The organism is Bradyrhizobium sp. 23 (assembly GCF_023073295.1).
GTDB classification, from domain to species: Bacteria; Pseudomonadota; Alphaproteobacteria; order Rhizobiales; family Xanthobacteraceae; genus Bradyrhizobium; species Bradyrhizobium canariense_D.
In genome coordinates, this window is the sequence record NZ_JADPJF010000064.1 from 29410 (window position 1) to 45645 (window position 16236).

Here is a 16236-nt window from a genome sequence, read left to right on the forward strand (position 1 = left end):
ATGCGCCTATCATGCGCATCGACGTCTCGCTGCTGCCGGCGCTTGCCGCCTCCTTCATGCTCGCCTTTGCCCGGGTCGGCGCGATGGTGATGCTGTTGCCGGGCCTGGGCGAGACCAATATCCCGACACGGATCAAATTGTCGATCGCGCTGCTGCTCACGCTGATCATCCTGCCGCTGCATCGCAATGCCTATCAGGTCGACATGGGCTCGATCGCGCCGCTGCTGGTCCTGATGCTGCATGAGATCGTGATCGGCATCGTGCTGGGAGCGACCGCGCGGGTGACGTTGTCGGCGCTGCAGGTTGCCGGTGCCGTGATCGCGCAGCAGATGGGGCTCGGCTTCGTCACTTCGGTCGATCCGACTCAGGGACAGCAGGGCGTGCTGGTCGGCAACTTCCTGACGATACTGGGGGTGACATTGCTGTTCGCCACCGACAGCCATCATCTGGTGATCGCGGCGCTGAACGACAGCTACACGATCTTCGCGCCGGGCGAGACCGTGTCGAGCGGCGATGTCGCCGCACTGGCGACGCGCGCCTTTGCCGCCGCGTTCCGCCTGGGCTTGCAACTTTCCGGACCGTTCCTGGTGTTCGGCCTCGTCTTCAACATCGGACTCGGCGTGCTGGCGCGGCTGATGCCGCAGATGCAGGTCTATTTCGTCGGCGTGCCGCTGTCGATCTTCGCCGGCTTCCTGGTGCTTGCCGTCGTGCTCACGGCGATGATGGGCACCTTTCTCGACTACTTCATCGGTGTCATGCACCAGATGATGCCACTCAAGTGACCGGGTGATCGATGGCGGAAGACAACGATCCAGAGAGTCAAACAGAAGACCCGACGCAAAAACGTCTCGAAGAGGCGCTCGAACGCGGTGACGTCGCCAAGAGCCAGGAGATCAACACCTGGTTCATGATCGCGGGCGCCACGCTCGTCGTCTCGAGCTTCTCGGGATCGGTCGGCAGCGGGCTGTTGGCGCCGATGCGCAACCTGCTCGCCAATTCCTGGATGATCAAGACCGACGGCAGGGCTCTGCTCGCCCTGATGCAGCAGATCGAAGTCGCGGTGCTCGCGGCGGTGGGCGTGCCGCTACTGATGCTGGTGCTGGCGGCAATTGCCGGCAACGTGCTGCAGCACCGCCTGGTCTGGTCGGCCGAATCCCTCAAGCCCAAGTTCAGCAAGCTGTCGCCTGCCGAAGGCCTCAAGCGCATCTTCGGCAAGCAAGCGGCGGCGAACTTCCTCAAGGGTCTCGGCAAGCTGATCGTGCTCGGCGCGGTCATGACCGTGATCCTGTGGCCGGAGCGGCATCGCATGGAGGCGATGGTCAGGCTCGATCCGGCCGCCCTGCTCGGCGCCTCCACCAGCCTGACCATTCATCTGCTCGCCGCGGTGGTCGCGGCGCTCGCGATCATCGCCATCGGCGACTATTTCTTCCAGTATCGCAGCTGGTTCCAGCGGCAGAAGATGTCGCTCCAGGAGATCAAGGAAGAGTACAAGCAGTCCGAAGGCGACCCGCACATCAAGGGCAAGCTGAGGCAGCTGCGCCAGCAGCGCTCCAAGAAGCGCATGATGGCGGCGGTTCCCAAAGCCTCGGTGATCATCACCAACCCGACCCACTATTCGATCGCGCTGTCCTACGAGCGTGGCATGTCGGCGCCGATCTGCGTCGCCAAGGGCGTCGACAACCTCGCTTTCAAGATCCGGGAGATCGCGCGCGAGCACGACATCCCGATCGTCGAGAACGTTCCGCTCGCCCGCGCGCTCTACGCCACCGTCGAGATCGACGAGGAAATCCCGACCGAGCACTACCATGCGGTCGCCGAAGTCATCGGCTACGTCATGCGTCTGAAGAGCGGATTCGGTGCCAGCCGGCAATAAAACCCCTGAAAAGTACTGGAAATGGCCGTAATCTGGGAATCAGCGTACCTTTCGCCCATGCTGCCCTTGCGCCTGCGGGTCCGATTCAGGCAGGGAGGACCCTGCGCGCCCTGTAGCGCGTTGATTCTCTGCCGACAGGCTGTGCCAGCTTGAGATGACTGCCGAGACCGACCACGACCTCACACGCGAGCCCGTTGCGGCGCACGAGCCGTCGCCGCGCTCGGGCAGCATTGCGCTGGTGCTGCTGGTGGCCGCCGGCCTCGTCGCCGTTGCCGTCGGGTTGATGACGCTCGGGCGCGCGCAGGCCCAGCCCTATATCCTCGGTATCCTCGCCGTGCTGGCGATGGTCGGCCTGTTCAACCTGTTCGCCTTCGCCGCCGGCATCATCCGCTTCGCCGATCGCAATCTCGACGATCCCGTGATGGGGCGCATCGCCGACCACGCCTTCGACGGCCTCGCCGTGACCGACCCGCGCGGCCATGTGGTCTATTCCAATGCGGCCTACCTGACGCTGACCGGCGCCGCCGGTCCGCAGGACGTGCGCCCCGTGGAGCGCGTCTTCATCGGCAACCCCGACGTCTCCGAGGCGGTGTTCCGCCTGTTGAAAGCCGCGCGCGAAGGCAAGCGGCAGCAGGAAGAGGTCCGCATCTCCGGCAATGACGGCAGCCAGGGCCGCTGGCTCCGCATGCGGGTGCGGCCCCTCGGCACCGGCAAGCGCGAGACGAGATACGCGGTGTGGTCGATCGCAGACATCACCCGCGACCGCGAGCGCCAGGAGGACGTGTTCCAGGAACTCCAGCACGCGATCGAATATCTCGATCACGCGCCTTGCGGTTTCTTCTCGGTCAATCCGGCCGGCGAGCTCGCTTATGTCAATGCGACGCTGGCGAACTGGCTCGACTACGACCTCGCCGAGATCGGCTCGGGCGGGCTGAAGCTCACCGACATCGTCTCCGGCGACGGTGCTTCGCTGCTCACCGCGATCGTGGCGGTGCCGGGCGAGGTCAAGACGGAAGTCTTCGACATCGACCTGCGCATGCGTACCGGCAAGACCATGCCGGTTCGGCTCTATCACAAGCTCGCCTTCGGCGCCGACGGTGCGCCGGGCCCGTCGCGTACGCTGGTGATCAGCCGTGCCCGCGACGAGCGCAGCGATCCGGATCGCGCCGCCGAAGTGCGCTTCATGCGCTTCTTCGACCATACCCCGATGGCGATCGCGACGGTAGACCGTGGCGGCAATGTCGTGCGCGCCAATGCGCGCTACGCCAAGCTCGGGCAGGCACTGGGGCTCGACAGCGCCAGCAAGTCGATCTTCCGCGCGGTCAATTCGCGCGACCGGCACCTTTTGATCGCGGCCATCAACCAGGCTGCGGAGGGCCAGGCCGACGTCGCGCCGGTCGAAGTGGCGCTCGAAGGAACCAGAGAGCGCTGGGGCCAGTTCTTCGTCACGCCGGTGGATGCGGCCGAGAACGACGCCGAAGTCGCCATTGTGCACATGCTCGAGACCACCGAGCGGCGCGCGCTGGAGAACCAGATCAACCAGTCGCAGAAGATGGAGACCGTCGGCCAGCTCGCGGGCGGCATCGCCCACGACTTCAACAACGTGCTCTCCGCCATCATGATGGCGAACGACTTCCTGCTGAACGCGCACAAGCCGACCGACCCGTCGTTCCAGGACATCATGCAGATCAAGCAGAACGCGACGCGGGCCGCCACGCTGGTGCGGCAGTTGCTGGCGTTCTCGCGCCGGCAGACGCTGCGGCCGCAGGTGCTCGACCTCGGCGATGCGCTCTCCGATCTCGCCATGCTGCTGCGCCGGCTGATCGGCGAGAAGGTCAAGCACGAGACCATCCACGGCCGAGATCTCTGGCCGGTCAAGGTCGACGTTTCCCAGTTCGAGCAGGTCATCGTCAACCTCGCGGTCAACGCGCGCGACGCCATGCCCGACGGCGGCAAGCTGATCATCCGCACCGCAAACGTCACCACCGAGGAAGCGGCCAGGCTGGCCTACAAGGGCATGCCAGCCGCCGACTATGTGCGGATCGAGGTCGCCGACACCGGTACCGGCATTCCCGCCGACATCCGCGACAAGATCTTCGAGCCGTTCTTCTCGACCAAGGAGGTCGGCAAGGGCACCGGCCTCGGGCTCTCCACCGTCTATGGCATCGTCAAGCAGACCGGCGGTTTCATTTACGTGGACTCCGAGCCCGGGCAGGGCACCTCGTTCCACATCTTCCTGCCGCGCCATCATGCCGAGCCGGAGGTGCAGGTCGAGCAGCCGGCGCCGGTCGTTGGCGCCAGCAATGGTGCCGCGAAGGAGGCCGGGTCCGTGGCGGACGCCAAGCCCCGCACCGATCTCACCGGACAGGGCACCATCCTCCTGGTCGAGGACGAGGAGGGTCTGCGCGCGCTCAACGCACGCGGGCTGCGCTCGCGCGGCTACACCGTGGTCGAGGCCGAGAACGGCGTCGAGGCGCTGGAGGTGCTGGAAGAGCAGAGCGGCGGAATCGATCTCGTCGTGTCCGACGTCGTCATGCCGGAGATGGACGGCCCGACATTGCTCAAGGCGATGCGCGAGAAGAACCCCGACATCAAGTTCATCTTCGTTTCCGGCTACGCCGAGGACGCGTTCGAGAAGAGCCTGCCCGAAGGCCAGCAGTTCGACTTCCTGCCCAAGCCGTTCACACTTAGCCAGCTCGTGGCGGCCGTGAAGGAGACGATGGCGAAGGCGGGGTGAGGGCGCGGGCTCCACATTCTCCGTCATTGCGAGGAGCGAAGCGACGAAGCAATCCAGTTGCCTCCGCGGAAACAGCCTGGATTGCTTCGCTTCGCTCGCAATGACGGAAAAAAGCTGAACTGCTGTCGCCAAACCGACCGGTAGCCGGCGACCGCGGCTCCTTTGCACACCCGGCCAAGCCGCCGCCAAATATGGGCTTTTGCCACATCCCCGCGACTGAGGGCCGCAGCCATAAGTTCCGATAGTGGCTTCCTTTTTACGGAAGGCTGCCCATCTTAGGGGCACATCCCCATGCCGGGGATCTGGGAAACCAACATGAATTTCTCGCAACGCTCCCGCAGTCTCTTCAAGACGATTGCCGTCGTGCTGGCGCTTGCGCTGCCGACTGCGCTGGCGATCTCGTCCGCCGACGCGCGCGTCGGTGGCGGTATGTCGTCGGGTTCGCGCGGTTCGCGCACCTATTCGGCCCCGCCATCGACCACGACCGCGCCGGGCTCGACCTCGCAGTTCAATCGGACCTACACCCAGCCGGGCGCAGGCATGAATTCGGCTGCCGCCGCACCCGCGCGTGGCGGTCTGTTCGGCCGGGCCGGCGGCTTCATGGGCGGCCTTGCGGCCGGGTTCCTCGGCGCGGGCCTGCTCGGCATGCTGTTCGGCGGTGGCCTGTTCGGCGGCCTCGGTGGCCTGTCGTCGATCATCGGCCTGATCATCCAGATCGTCCTCGTGGTGCTCGTGGTTCGGCTGGCGATGTCCTGGTGGCAGCGCCGCCACACCCCGCAGGCGGCCTATGCCAATGCTGACGCCGGTGCCGGTCCGGGACCGCAGGCGAACAATCGTAGTGGTCTTGGCGGTGGCTTCGGCTTCGGCGCCAACAACGCACCGCTCGAGATCAAGCCGGACGACTATGAAGCGTTCGAGCGCCTGCTCAGCGACGTCCAGTCGGCCTGGTCCAACGAGGACGTGGCCAAGCTGCACACGCTCGCGACGCCGGAAATGGTCTCCTATTTCGAGCAGGACCTCGGCCAGAACCGCGCGCGCAATGTCGTCAACAAGGTCAGCGGTGTGAAGCTGTTGCAGGGCGACCTCGCGGAATCCTGGCGCGAAGGCGAGACCGATTACGCGACGGTGGCGCTGCGCTTCGCGCTCACCGACAAGACGCTCGACCGCAATACCGGCGCGATTGTCGCCGGCAGCGAGCAGCCGGGCGAGGCCACCGAAGTCTGGACCTTTGCCCGACGTCCGGGCGGCACCTGGGAACTGTCGGCGATCCAGCAGACCAACTGATCGCCCGTATAGCGACAAACGAGGGCGTCGTGCTTCGGCACGGCGCCCTTTTTGTTTGAGCGGTGCGTTTCCGGTCAGGCGGCCATTTGGGCGAAGCACTTAATTGCTTGTTGGCCGCGCAGAGCTGCCGCAATTTCGCGCCTGCCGGTTGGATGAGGAGATATTCCGTGAGCCAGTGTGTCGCGCGCCTCAGGACAAACTACGAAGGCATTGCCAGGAGTTCGTCCCTGCTGCTGGAGGCGATCGGAACGGCGTATGACCGGATCGAGGCCGAGCGCGACCGCAATTGCTGGATCTATCTTCGCCCGCGGCAGGAGGCACTCGAAGAATGCCATAAGCTGGTGGCGCGCGCGCGGACGGGCGAAAATCTTCCGCTGCTCGGCATTCCATTTGGTGTGAAGGACAACATCGACGTCGCGGGAATGCCGACCACTGCCGCATGTCCGGCGTTCAGCTATACGCCCTGGCATTCCGCGCATAGCGTCGAACGCCTCACCGCAGCCGGCGCAATTTGCCTCGGAAAGACCAATCTCGATCAGTTCGCCACAGGCCTGTCCGGCGTGCGCTCGCCCCATGGCCCCTGCGCGTCGGTTGCCGATGCGCGCTATGTTGCGGGCGGTTCCAGTTCCGGCTCCGCGGTCGCCGTGGCGGCGGGGCACGTCGCCTTTGCGCTCGGCACCGATACCGGCGGCTCGGGGCGCATACCTGCCGGGTTCAACAACATCGTCGGAATCAAGCCCACCGTTGGGCTGGTGTCATCACGTGGCCTGGTGCCGAATTGTCCGACGATCGATTGCGTGTCGGTATTCTGCAATACCGTCAGCGACGGCGAAGCAATCCTCGACATCATCGAAGGGTTTGATTTCGAAGATCCGTACAGCCGCCTGCCCAGAACCTTTTTCCCCGCCAACGGGGCGGCGGCATCATTCCGGTTCGGCCGCGTTGCGCCAGCAGATCTCGAATGCTTCGGCATGTCGGAATGCGGCGAACTCTACGAGAGTGCCTGCGAACGTCTTGCTCATATCGGAGGAACGGCGATCGAGGTGGACTTCGCCCCATTCCGCCAGGCCGGGGAGTTGATGTTCAGCGGTCCCTGGGTCGCGGAGCGGCACTCGGCCATCGCTTCGCTCATCGACGTCGAATCCGGCGCCTTGCTTGATGTCACGAGGACCGTGCTGGGCTCAGCCGCCGGGTATTCGGCGATCGACACGTTTGGCGCCATTCACCGGCTGCACCGGCTTCGCCGCGACGCCGAAGCAATCTTTGCCGGCATCGATGCCCTGGTGGTTCCGACTGCACCGCGGCCGTTCACACTGGAGGAGATGCATCGTGATCCGATCACCCTCAACAATCGTCTGGGCTACTACTCGTACTTTGCCAATCTGCTCGATCTCTGCGGCGTCGCCGTTCCGAATACGAAATTGCCGAACGGCATGCCCATGGGCGTGACCCTGCTGGCGCCGGCCTGGCACGATCGCGCGCTGATCGGACTCGCACGGCGGTTCGAGGCCGGCGCAGACGGATCGGCATTCGAATTGAAGTCTGCCGGCTAACGGGCGGACATTATCCCATCGCCTGCCCGAGTGTAGAAACATCCAGGATCGAAATCACGGATCTTTCGTATCTGATCACGCCTTCGTCCTGGAGCCGCGCGAGTTGCACGGTCACCCATTGGCGGGTGGATCCGATCAGATTGGCAAGGTCGCCGTGCGTAAACGGCATGCCGACGACGATCTCGCCGTCGCGTTTCACGCCGTAGACGTGCGACAGGAAGATCAGCAGGCTGTGCAGCCGCTCGGTGACCGAGCGCGTCCCAAGCATCTGGGCCATTGCCGAATAGCATCGCGCCTTGAATGCGAGGGCATCCAGCAAGGCGACGGCGATTGCCGGCGATTCGAGCGCAAGCCGCCGCAATGCCAGTCCGGGCATGAACGTCAACCGGCTGCGCTCGGCCGCAACCGATGTCCACATGTGCGGGCCCGTCCCGAATATGTCGGGCCCGCCGACGAAGTTGCCGGGAAACCAATAGGCGAGCGTGACTTCGCGCCCCGACGGTGCCGCATAGTAGCTGCGTATGCGCCCCTCGCTGATCAGGTAGATTCCGGCCTGTGCGTCGCCCTGAGACCAAACCAGTTGGCCGGCTTCCAGGATCTTTTCGCGTCCGATCGCACGCAAGCGATTGCAATCAGCCCGGTTGAGACCATCCAGCAGGCCGGGCAGCGGTCTGACGAGATCGTCCGACTCCGCGAGCATCACACCTGCCGCTATCGCGCTGTTCGCCCTGTGCATGGCCGGCTCCGCATGTGAGACCCGGCATCGGCTATTCAAGAACCATGCCAGCCCGCTGCGTTCGCCTCAGACGCGCGGGCTCCGCGTCAGTCCGCGTCCGACTGATTGAACGCCCGCAACCCTTCTGCGCGGATGACGTCGAGACAATCCTTCTTGAGCGAAAGATATGCTGGCTCGACCATGACAGAACTCGACCGTGGGCGCGGCAGCTTGACCGCGACTTCGCGCAGGATGCGGCCGGGTCCCGCGCTCATGATGAGAACGCGGTCGGCCAGCACGATGGCTTCATCGATGTCATGCGTCACGAACACGATCGTCGCCTTGATCCGGTCGCGCAGCGCCAGCAGATTGTCCTGCATCACCGCGCGGGTCTGCGCGTCGAGCGCCCCGAAGGGCTCGTCCATCAGCAGCACACGGGGCTGATTGGCCAGCGCTCGCGCGATCGCCACGCGCTGTTGCATGCCGCCGGACAGCGTGTTCGGATAAGCGTCGGCGAAACGCTTGAGGCCGACCATCGCGATCAGATCGTCGGCGATGGCATACGCTTCCGTCGTGGACTTGCCGAGCATCCTGGGACCGTGGGCGATGTTGCTGCGGACGGACTTCCAGGGGAAGAGATGCGGCTGCTGGAACACCATGCCGACATCGGGACGCGGACTGTAGACGGGCGCGCCCTCGACCAGGATCTCGCCTTCGAACGGCACTTCCAGCCCGGCGATCGTATTGAGCACCGTCGACTTGCCGCAGCCGGAGGGACCGGCGATGCAGACGAACTCGCCAGGCGCCACGTCAAACGAAACGCGATCGACCGCGATGATTTGCCCGCGCTTGGTGTCGAAAACGATGCTCAGGTTCGAGACTTGAATGGCCGGTTGTTTTCGCGCCGATTCGACGGAGGCAGGCGAACTTGCCAGTGCCAGTTTCATGCCCGATCGAGATCCCGACATCAGCGCCACCAGACGATACGTTCGGCAAGAGCCGCAAACAGCCGGTCGGCGATGAACGACATCAACCCGAGCGCTGCGAGCCCGCCCATGACCTGGCCCGTTTGCAAATTCTGCTGCGCAATCTCGATCCTGTACACAATGCCGGCGAAAGCGCCGGCCAGTTCAGCCGCGACGAGCGTGTAGAAGGAGATGCTGACGGCGGTGCGCAACCCGACGACAATGTAGGGAAGCGCGCCCAGCAGCACGATCTCCTGCAGCATCTGCCGTCGGGGCGTGCCGAGCATCAATGCCGCCCGGATCAGGCCACGGTCGACCTTCTGCACGCCGATGTGAGTCGAAAGCCATACCGTGAAGAATACGCCCCATACGACGAGGAACAATTTTCCCGCCTCCGACAGGCCGAACCAGAGGATGACGATCGGCACGAACGCAATCGGCGGAATTGGCCGCAAGATATGGAATAGCGGGGACAGCAAGCTCGAGATAACGGGGAATTGGCCGGTGAGAACACCGAGCAGGATGCCGAGCGTGCCGCCTATGATGAATCCCGTGGTGACGCGAAAGAGGCTGGCCAACAGATCGCTAAAGAACTGTCCGCTTCGTATCCACTCAAGCACGGCCGCAGCAACCACCGTCGGCGGTGGAAACAGCACCATGTTGACGGTCCCGGAACGGGAGACCAGTTCCCAGAGCCCAATGAACAAGGGAAGCGAAAGCGCCCCGACCAGAATATTGAGGCGGCGAAGCCGAACTGAATTCGGCCGAGCGCGACCGCCAGTGCGGATGGCAATATCGCGTCCTGCTGAAATGGCTTCCTGCATGGCCGCGCGGGTGCCTATTTCCACGACAGGGTGACGCGTGCGGGATCGACCTTTTTCAGTGGCTCGGTGACGACGACCTTGCTGAAGTCGGGCATCGCCGCTCCCGGAGGATGGTTGCCGCTCTCGAGGCGCCATGCGGAATGGGTCTTCAGAATCTCGATCAGCCGGTCGTCGAGACGCACCCGGTAAACATAGTCGGCCCAGATGGGGGCGAGTTCGTCCCGCTTCATTCCAACTGCGTCCGCGACTGTCGTGATTGCTTCATCCGGCTGTGCCTTCATCCAGATCTCGGCATCGATCAGTGCGGCGATGAATTTCTCGACCAGCACCGGGTTGGCGTCCAGGTAGGGCTTCATGACGACGATATTGAACGTCTCGGAGTAGGTGCCCTTTGTATCTACCTCAGTGACGGCTTCGCCCAGGGCTTTCTTCGCGTTGGCGACGTGGGGCTCCCAGGTGTCGATCGCGTCGATGCTTCCGGCTGCAAGTGCCGGCAGCATCTCCTGCGGCCGCAGATTGACGAGGGTGACATCCTTAGGCGTCAATCCCGCCGACTTCAGCAAGGTCGCCGTGTAAACCTCGCTACCGGTGCCGGCAGTGAAGGCGATTCGCTTGCCGCGAAGATCTGCCTTGGTCTTGACGCCGGCCTTGGCCGCGACGAGCGTCTTGAGATCGGAGTATTCCATCCCGGCGACGAAGGCGATGGGCTGGTTTGCCATCGTCGATGCGGTGACCGGCGCCTCCGCCGTGGTCGCGATGTCGGCACCGCCCCCGATCACGGTGTCCAGGCACTGCTTGCCGGACGTGAAGTTCGAAACCGTGATGTCAAGTCCGTGCTTTTCGAAGATTCCCTTCGACTTGGCGACGATCGCAAGGCCGGAGATCGGTGCGAGATTTTGCGCCAGCCGGGCTTTGAGCAGTTCCGCGGCCAAGGCGCAGTTCGGACCCAGGGCAAGACCGACGGCAAGGCAGCAAAGGGTGGCGCGGCCGGCAATTGTCGTGATTGGGCGGATTGTGGTCCGGTGCATGAACGATCTCCCCTTGCGCCGCGCGCTACGCAGCCCCGATGTGATCGCGGATACCGCCCTGAACGGTCCCGCCACAGTCCCCCGCGTCCTCCCCTGGACGATCACTTGAGGATCGGCCCATTTGGTATGCTCGCCCGGCACCATTGTCCCGGGAAGCAATTAATCGACATGGCAGTCGGGAAGCGGCTGGGAATCGTCGGCGATCCCGTCGACCAACTGATCGCAGACGACATGAAAAAACCAGGGCATCGTGCTTCTTGCACGGGGCCTTTTTCTTTTGGGCGTCTCGCATCGCGGCATCGGAATAAGCGGGCCTGCGTCGGGTTGAAATCTGGCGGCCAACGACAACACAAATGGAGGACAGGATGATCCGCATTGAGAGAACCATGACGATTTCAGGCCTCGCGCTCGCTGCGGCCTTGCTTGCGGCGCCATCGGCGCAGGCGCAGTCGGCCAACATGACGTTCTTCGTGACTTCCAACGGTCCTGGCAAAGGCGCCGATCTCGGCGGTCTGGAGGGGGCCGATGCGCAGTGCCAGAAGCTGGCCCAGGCCGGCGGCGCCGGCAGTAAGACCTGGCGCGCCTATCTCTCCACGCAGGCCGCCGACGGCAAGCCGGCCGTCAACGCGCGCGACCGCATCGGCAAGGGACCGTGGCAGAACGCCAAGGGCGTGGAAATCGCCAAGGACGTGGCCGATTTGCACAGCGCCAACAAGATCAGCAAGGAGACAGCGCTGACCGAGAAGGGCGAGATTGTAAACGGCTATGGCGACCAGCCTAACCGGCACGACATTCTCACGGGATCGCAGTCCGACGGCACCGCGTTTGCGGGTCCCGACGACCGCACCTGCAAAAACTGGACGTCGAGTACGCAAGGCGCGGCGATGCTCGGCCACTCCGACATCAACGGCCCTGCGACCAACCCGACGGTCAAATCCTGGAACACCGCACACCCCTCGCGCGGACCCGATGGCGGCTGCTCGCAGGCCGATCTGAAGAGCACCGGCGGCGGCGGCTTGCTCTATTGCTTCGCATCGAATTGAGGCTTCCGTCATTGCGAGGAGCGCAGCGACGAAGCAATCCAGAGTCCCTCCAGGGTGACAGTCTGGATTGCTTCGCTGCGCTCGCAATGACGGAGCGTGTGGTGCCGCCCTTCAGCCCCATCCTGACGGAACCTTGTCGCGCGTGATAGATTGGTCCTGTCGCTTCCACGCTCACGGACCCTCCATGAAATACGAGCTCTATTATTGGCCCGAGATCCAGGGCCGCGGTGAATATGTGCGGCTGGCGCTGGAGGAGGCGGGCGCGGCATACGTCGACGTGGCGCGTGGCCCACGCGGCACAGCCGCGATGATGAAGATGATGGACGCGCACAGGGGCACGCCGCCCTTTGCGCCGCCGTTCCTCAAAGCCGGCAAGCTCGTCATCGGCCAGACCGCGAACATCCTGCTCTATCTCGGCGCCCGCCACGCCCTCGCCCCGAAGTCGGAGGCGGGTCAACTCTGGGTGCATCAGCTCCAGCTGACGATCACCGATTTCGTGGTCGAGATTCACGACACCCATCACCCGCTCGGGCCCTCGCTCTACTACGAAGATCAGAAACCGCCGGCAAAGAAGCGCACCGCCGACTTCTGGGGCGAGCGCGTGCCGAAATATCTCGGCTATTTCGAAGAGCTTCTCGCGGACAATGGCGGCGCCTATGTCACCGGCCGCAAGCTGACCTATGTCGATCTCTCGCTGTTCCAGCTCGTCGCGGGACTACGCTATGCGTTTCCGAAGCGGATGAAGGCGTTCGAGACAGATATCCCAGGCCTCGTCGGCCTGCACGACCGCGTGTCGGCGCGCCCGAACATCAAGGCTTATCTCGAAAGCGAGCGCCGTATTCCCTTCAACGAGCAGGGCATCTTCCGCCGCTACCGCGAGTTGGATGGCTAGAGCGCCTGCGAACGCTTCGGGCGACGTCAGTCGATCGGAGGAAACGCTTTTCCGCAAATTGCAGACTGATGCGTGCGCTCACCACACGCCAGGCAGCAGGCGATAGCGCACGCGCGTCACATAGTCGGCATAGCCCGGCAGGCCCTCGCGCAGCGTACGCTCCTCGATGCGAATGCGGCCCACAAACAAGACGAGGAATAGCGGCACCATCATAAGTCCCCACCATGAGCCCAGAAGCAACGGCACGCCGGCGAAGAACAGGATCATGCTGCTGTACATGGGATGACGTACATGGGCATAAGGCCCCGTCGAGATCACGCGCTGCGCGCGCTCGGCTTGCAGCTTCACCACGGGCGCCGCGAACGAGTTCTCGCGGAAAACGCAGAGGATGAACAGCGTCGAAAGCAGGAACAGGGCGAGGCCGAGCATCTGCAGCGCCCTCGGCATGTCGGAGGACAGCGTACGCCGGTCGAGCCCCATCGCCGCCAGCCAGACCAGCATCGCGACGACGAAGACGGTCATGAACACCTTGTCGGCAGCGGGCTGGTCTTTTTGCAGGACCGGCCGCAGGCGTTCGGCGAGCAGTGCGGGGTCGACCTGGTAAAGCCACCAGCCGCCGAGCGGGCCGAGCAGGGCGGAGGTCGCGAGGAACACCCAGGCCGAAGGCCAATGCAGGGTCCCGGCGGACGCGAACAGCAGCGCGCCCATGGCGGCGGTGGTGATCGTGCTCTGCAACAGGAGTCTTGCGATCATGCGCAGGTCTCAGGGTAGCCGCGCATGATATTGGTGCAGCTATCCGGCGAAGATGCGGCCGGACACGCGAAAAGCCCGATCGACCGGATCGGGCATTTCATCTTCGACGCGGCTGATCAGGCGAGCTGATCGATCCGCGTGCCCTGACCCGGCGGCAGCGGCGCGGGCGGCGGCGGCTTATAGGTCGGGTCGTTGTCCTTGGTCTTGATCTGATCGTCCTGCTGCTTGGTCGTGTCGTAGCTCGGCACCACGATCGCGATCGGCGGCGGCGAAACGGTAGAAACGCTCATCCACAAATCCTCACACATGGAAACAATTGACCCTGCGCCGCGAGGAGCGAAATTTCATTCAAGCCAATCGTTAAAATGCGAGGGATCCGGTGCGGTGGAGGAGGCCGCTTTCGTGTCGCCACAAGCGCTGTTTCCGCGAGAGGACAGACCTCTCCTCGTCATTGCGAGCGCAGCGAAGCAATCCAGTCTGTCTCCGCGGAGGGATTCTGGATTGCTTCGCTACGCTCGCAATGACGGTCCGTAGTGGGCGGTGTGCTGTCAGGCGCACACCGCGCGGGGACCGCCTATTCGTCCTTGCCGCGCGTGATCGCGATGGACGCATCCGTCTTGGTGCGGGCGCATTCCATGTTGAGACGCCGGTAACGCATGCTGATCTTGTCGCCGCGCAAGAGCCCCATCCGCTTCAGGCAGCGTGTCGCGCCCGTCGTCGTATCGTCCTTGGTCACGGTGAAGACGATCGCCGCCATCGACCCCACCAGCGCAAAGAACTCAGGCTTGGGCTTGCGATCGCCCTTTGCATAGAGCTCGATCGAATATTTGTCGCCACGGCAGGCCACGGACAATTCCTTGGCCGCCGGATGAGTCAGGTAGACGACGTTGGCGGCGCGGAAATTCACCTTGAGGCGATCGACCTGGTTCGCCAGCTCCTTGGCGCTGTCATCGCAGCGGTCCGCGCGGGCGGGCGAGGCGATGGTCACAAGGCCGGTGATGGCGGCGGCGACCAGGATCGCGCCGCGGACGTGCAAGTTCAATGTCATGATGAAAAGCCCCTTAGCGGGCGCATTCAACCGTCGTCGGGCGCGTAGCGCAAGGGGTGCACCCAGGGTCTTCACCGGCATCATGAGAGCTTGGTGTCCGCCGACAGCCGCCGAAAATAGGTCGCCGTGTCGCCGAATCGGGATGCCCCGACCGCACCAGAGCGCCTTCCCTTTGCAGCAAAAAAGCTTAGAACGCTTCTATGAAAGGGGCCCATGCGAGGGCTCCAAAACCCCGAGATTCCCGCCATGAACGCTCCTACCGCCTTTCCCGATCCCGCAAAGCCCGTTCCGCCCTACAAGCACACGCCGCTGTTTCCACTGGGCAAGGACGAGACGCCCTACAAGAAGGTCTCGTCCGAGGGCGTCAGGGTCGAGAAGGTTTTGGGGAAGGACATGCTGGTGGTGTCCCGCGACGCGCTGCGGGCCCTGTCGGAAGCGGCCTTTGGCGACATCAACCACTATCTGCGACCGGGTCATCTGAAGCAGCTCCGCGCGATCCTGGAGGATGGCGAGGCGAGCCCGAACGACAAGTTCGTCGCGCTGGACTTCCTCAAGAACGCCAACATCGCTGCAGGCGGCGTGCTGCCGATGTGCCAGGACACCGGCACCGCGATCATCATGGGCAAGAAGGGTTGCAACGTCATCACCGATGGTGACGACGAGGCGGCACTGTCGGAAGGCGCGCGCGATGCTTACCTGCGCCGCAATCTGCGCTACTCGCAGGTCGCGCCGTTGTCGATGTACGAGGAGAAGAACACCGCCAACAACATGCCGGCGCAGTGCGAGATCTACGCCGAAGGCGATGACGCCTACAAGTTTATGTTCATGGCGAAGGGCGGTGGCTCCGCCAACAAGAGCTTCCTGTTCCAGGCGACGCCCTCGGTGCTGACCAAGGACCGGCTGCTCGCCTTCCTGAAGGAGAAGGTGTTGACGCTGGGCACCGCGGCGTGCCCGCCCTATCACCTCGCGATCGTCATCGGCGGCACCTCGGCCGAGCTCTGCATGAAGACGGTGAAGCTGGCGTCGGCTCGCTATCTCGACGCGCTGCCGACCCACGGCTCGCCCGACGGCAACGCGTTTCGCGATCTCGAGATGGAGCAGGAAATTCTGAAGATGACGCAGTCGCTCGGCGTCGGCGCGCAGTTCGGTGGAAAATATTTCTGCCACGACGTCCGCGTGATCCGCATGCCGCGTCATGGCGCCTCGCTCCCGATCGGGCTCGGCGTGTCCTGCTCGGCCGATCGCCAGGTGCTCGGCAAGATCACCAGGGAGGGCGTCTATCTCGAGGAGCTCGAGCACAACCCGGCGCAGTATCTGCCTGAGGTCGAGCAGTCGCTCGGCGGCGAGGTCGTCAAGATCGACCTCAACCAGCCGATGAAGGATATCCTTGCCACGTTCTCGAAGTACCCGACCAAGACGCGGGTATCGATGACCGGCACCATGATCGTCGCGCGCGATTCCGCGCATGCCAAGCTGCGCGAGCGGCTCGACAAGGGCGAGCCGCTGCCGGACTATTTCAAG

Annotated in this window: 15 protein-coding genes; 8 read left to right on the forward strand and 7 right to left on the reverse strand. The window is 64.0% G+C overall.

The window, feature by feature from the left end:
* The first annotated feature begins 11 nt into the window (after positions 1-11).
* The 5 genes from fliR to atzF all read left to right on the forward strand — a co-directional run bounded on the left by fliR (position 12) and on the right by atzF (position 7447).
* Positions 12-782, forward strand: coding sequence for a flagellar biosynthetic protein FliR (fliR, locus tag IVB32_RS15115; RefSeq protein ID WP_007612283.1), 771 nt, complete (start codon positions 12-14; stop codon positions 780-782).
* Between the two features lie 11 nt (positions 783-793).
* Positions 794-1873, forward strand: a complete 1080-nt coding sequence (gene flhB, locus IVB32_RS15120; RefSeq protein ID WP_027518912.1) for a flagellar biosynthesis protein FlhB — start codon at positions 794-796, stop codon at positions 1871-1873.
* 154 nt (positions 1874-2027) lie between these two features.
* Positions 2028-4610 carry a PAS domain-containing protein gene (locus tag IVB32_RS15125; RefSeq protein WP_247368189.1) on the forward strand — a complete coding sequence of 861 codons (2583 nt, stop codon included), beginning with the start codon at positions 2028-2030 and terminating at the stop codon, positions 4608-4610.
* Positions 4611-4901: 291 nt separating this feature from the next.
* Positions 4902-5894 (forward strand): Tim44-like domain-containing protein, encoded by a 993-nt coding sequence (locus IVB32_RS15130; RefSeq protein ID WP_085349406.1) that lies wholly within the window; start codon positions 4902-4904, stop codon positions 5892-5894.
* Positions 5895-6061: 167 nt separating this feature from the next.
* On the forward strand, positions 6062-7447 hold the full coding sequence (atzF, locus tag IVB32_RS15135; RefSeq protein ID WP_247297214.1) for an allophanate hydrolase: 1386 nt from the start codon (positions 6062-6064) through the stop codon (positions 7445-7447).
* Between the two features lie 10 nt (positions 7448-7457).
* On the opposite strand, the gene IVB32_RS15140 is transcribed toward atzF, so the two are convergent.
* The 4 genes from IVB32_RS15140 to IVB32_RS15155 form a co-directional block, all read right to left on the reverse strand.
* Positions 7458-8183, reverse strand: a complete 726-nt coding sequence (locus tag IVB32_RS15140; protein ID WP_247297215.1) for a Crp/Fnr family transcriptional regulator — start codon at positions 8181-8183, stop codon at positions 7458-7460.
* 86 nt (positions 8184-8269) lie between these two features.
* Positions 8270-9109: an ABC transporter ATP-binding protein gene (locus IVB32_RS15145; protein WP_247368184.1), complete on the reverse strand. Its 840-nt coding sequence runs from the start codon at positions 9107-9109 to the stop codon at positions 8270-8272.
* Between the two features lie 20 nt (positions 9110-9129).
* The gene (locus IVB32_RS15150) at positions 9130-9951 is read right to left on the reverse strand and encodes an ABC transporter permease (protein WP_247297342.1); all 822 of its coding nucleotides are present in this window, start codon (positions 9949-9951) and stop codon (positions 9130-9132) included.
* Positions 9952-9965: 14 nt separating this feature from the next.
* Positions 9966-10883, reverse strand: a complete 918-nt coding sequence (locus tag IVB32_RS15155) for an NrtA/SsuA/CpmA family ABC transporter substrate-binding protein (protein WP_247297220.1) — start codon at positions 10881-10883, stop codon at positions 9966-9968.
* 461 nt (positions 10884-11344) lie between these two features.
* Here IVB32_RS15155 and IVB32_RS15160 point away from each other — a divergent pair, with 461 nt between their 5' ends.
* Positions 11345-12022 carry a lectin gene (locus IVB32_RS15160; protein WP_247297222.1) on the forward strand — a complete coding sequence of 226 codons (678 nt, stop codon included), beginning with the start codon at positions 11345-11347 and terminating at the stop codon, positions 12020-12022.
* Between the two features lie 184 nt (positions 12023-12206).
* Entirely contained in the window at positions 12207-12914 is a 708-nt protein-coding gene (locus tag IVB32_RS15165; protein WP_247297224.1) for a glutathione S-transferase, read from the forward strand.
* A 78-nt stretch (positions 12915-12992) separates the two neighbouring features.
* Here IVB32_RS15165 and IVB32_RS15170 read toward each other — a convergent pair whose 3' ends face one another.
* From IVB32_RS15170 to IVB32_RS15180, 3 genes are all read right to left on the reverse strand, one after another.
* Complete coding sequence (locus IVB32_RS15170; RefSeq protein WP_247368181.1) at positions 12993-13667, reverse strand: isoprenylcysteine carboxylmethyltransferase family protein; 675 nt, start codon at positions 13665-13667, stop codon at positions 12993-12995.
* Between the two features lie 116 nt (positions 13668-13783).
* Positions 13784-13957: a hypothetical protein gene (locus tag IVB32_RS15175; protein WP_007612258.1), complete on the reverse strand. Its 174-nt coding sequence runs from the start codon at positions 13955-13957 to the stop codon at positions 13784-13786.
* Positions 13958-14241: 284 nt separating this feature from the next.
* The gene (locus IVB32_RS15180; protein ID WP_026233168.1) at positions 14242-14715 is read right to left on the reverse strand and encodes a hypothetical protein; all 474 of its coding nucleotides are present in this window, start codon (positions 14713-14715) and stop codon (positions 14242-14244) included.
* Positions 14716-14961: 246 nt separating this feature from the next.
* Here IVB32_RS15180 and IVB32_RS15185 point away from each other — a divergent pair.
* Positions 14962-16236, forward strand: a 1275-nt coding sequence (locus tag IVB32_RS15185) for a fumarate hydratase (protein WP_247410672.1), incomplete at its 3' end; no start/stop codon positions are given.

Coding starts and splice junctions, on each gene's coding strand:
- IVB32_RS15145 (WP_247368184.1), bottom strand. CDS start 9,109: ATGAAACTGGCACTGGCAAGTTCGCCTGCCTCCGTCGAATCGGCGCGA.
- IVB32_RS15165 (WP_247297224.1), top strand. CDS start 12,207: ATGAAATACGAGCTCTATTATTGGCCCGAGATCCAGGGCCGCGGTGAA.
- IVB32_RS15170 (WP_247368181.1), bottom strand. CDS start 13,667: ATGATCGCAAGACTCCTGTTGCAGAGCACGATCACCACCGCCGCCATG.
- IVB32_RS15180 (WP_026233168.1), bottom strand. CDS start 14,715: ATGACATTGAACTTGCACGTCCGCGGCGCGATCCTGGTCGCCGCCGCC.
- IVB32_RS15160 (WP_247297222.1), top strand. CDS start 11,345: ATGATCCGCATTGAGAGAACCATGACGATTTCAGGCCTCGCGCTCGCT.
- IVB32_RS15125 (WP_247368189.1), top strand. CDS start 2,028: ATGACTGCCGAGACCGACCACGACCTCACACGCGAGCCCGTTGCGGCG.
- IVB32_RS15130 (WP_085349406.1), top strand. CDS start 4,902: ATGCCGGGGATCTGGGAAACCAACATGAATTTCTCGCAACGCTCCCGC.
- IVB32_RS15150 (WP_247297342.1), bottom strand. CDS start 9,951: ATGCAGGAAGCCATTTCAGCAGGACGCGATATTGCCATCCGCACTGGC.
- fliR (WP_007612283.1), top strand. CDS start 12: ATGCGCATCGACGTCTCGCTGCTGCCGGCGCTTGCCGCCTCCTTCATG.
- flhB (WP_027518912.1), top strand. CDS start 794: ATGGCGGAAGACAACGATCCAGAGAGTCAAACAGAAGACCCGACGCAA.
- IVB32_RS15140 (WP_247297215.1), bottom strand. CDS start 8,183: ATGCACAGGGCGAACAGCGCGATAGCGGCAGGTGTGATGCTCGCGGAG.
- IVB32_RS15175 (WP_007612258.1), bottom strand. CDS start 13,957: ATGAGCGTTTCTACCGTTTCGCCGCCGCCGATCGCGATCGTGGTGCCG.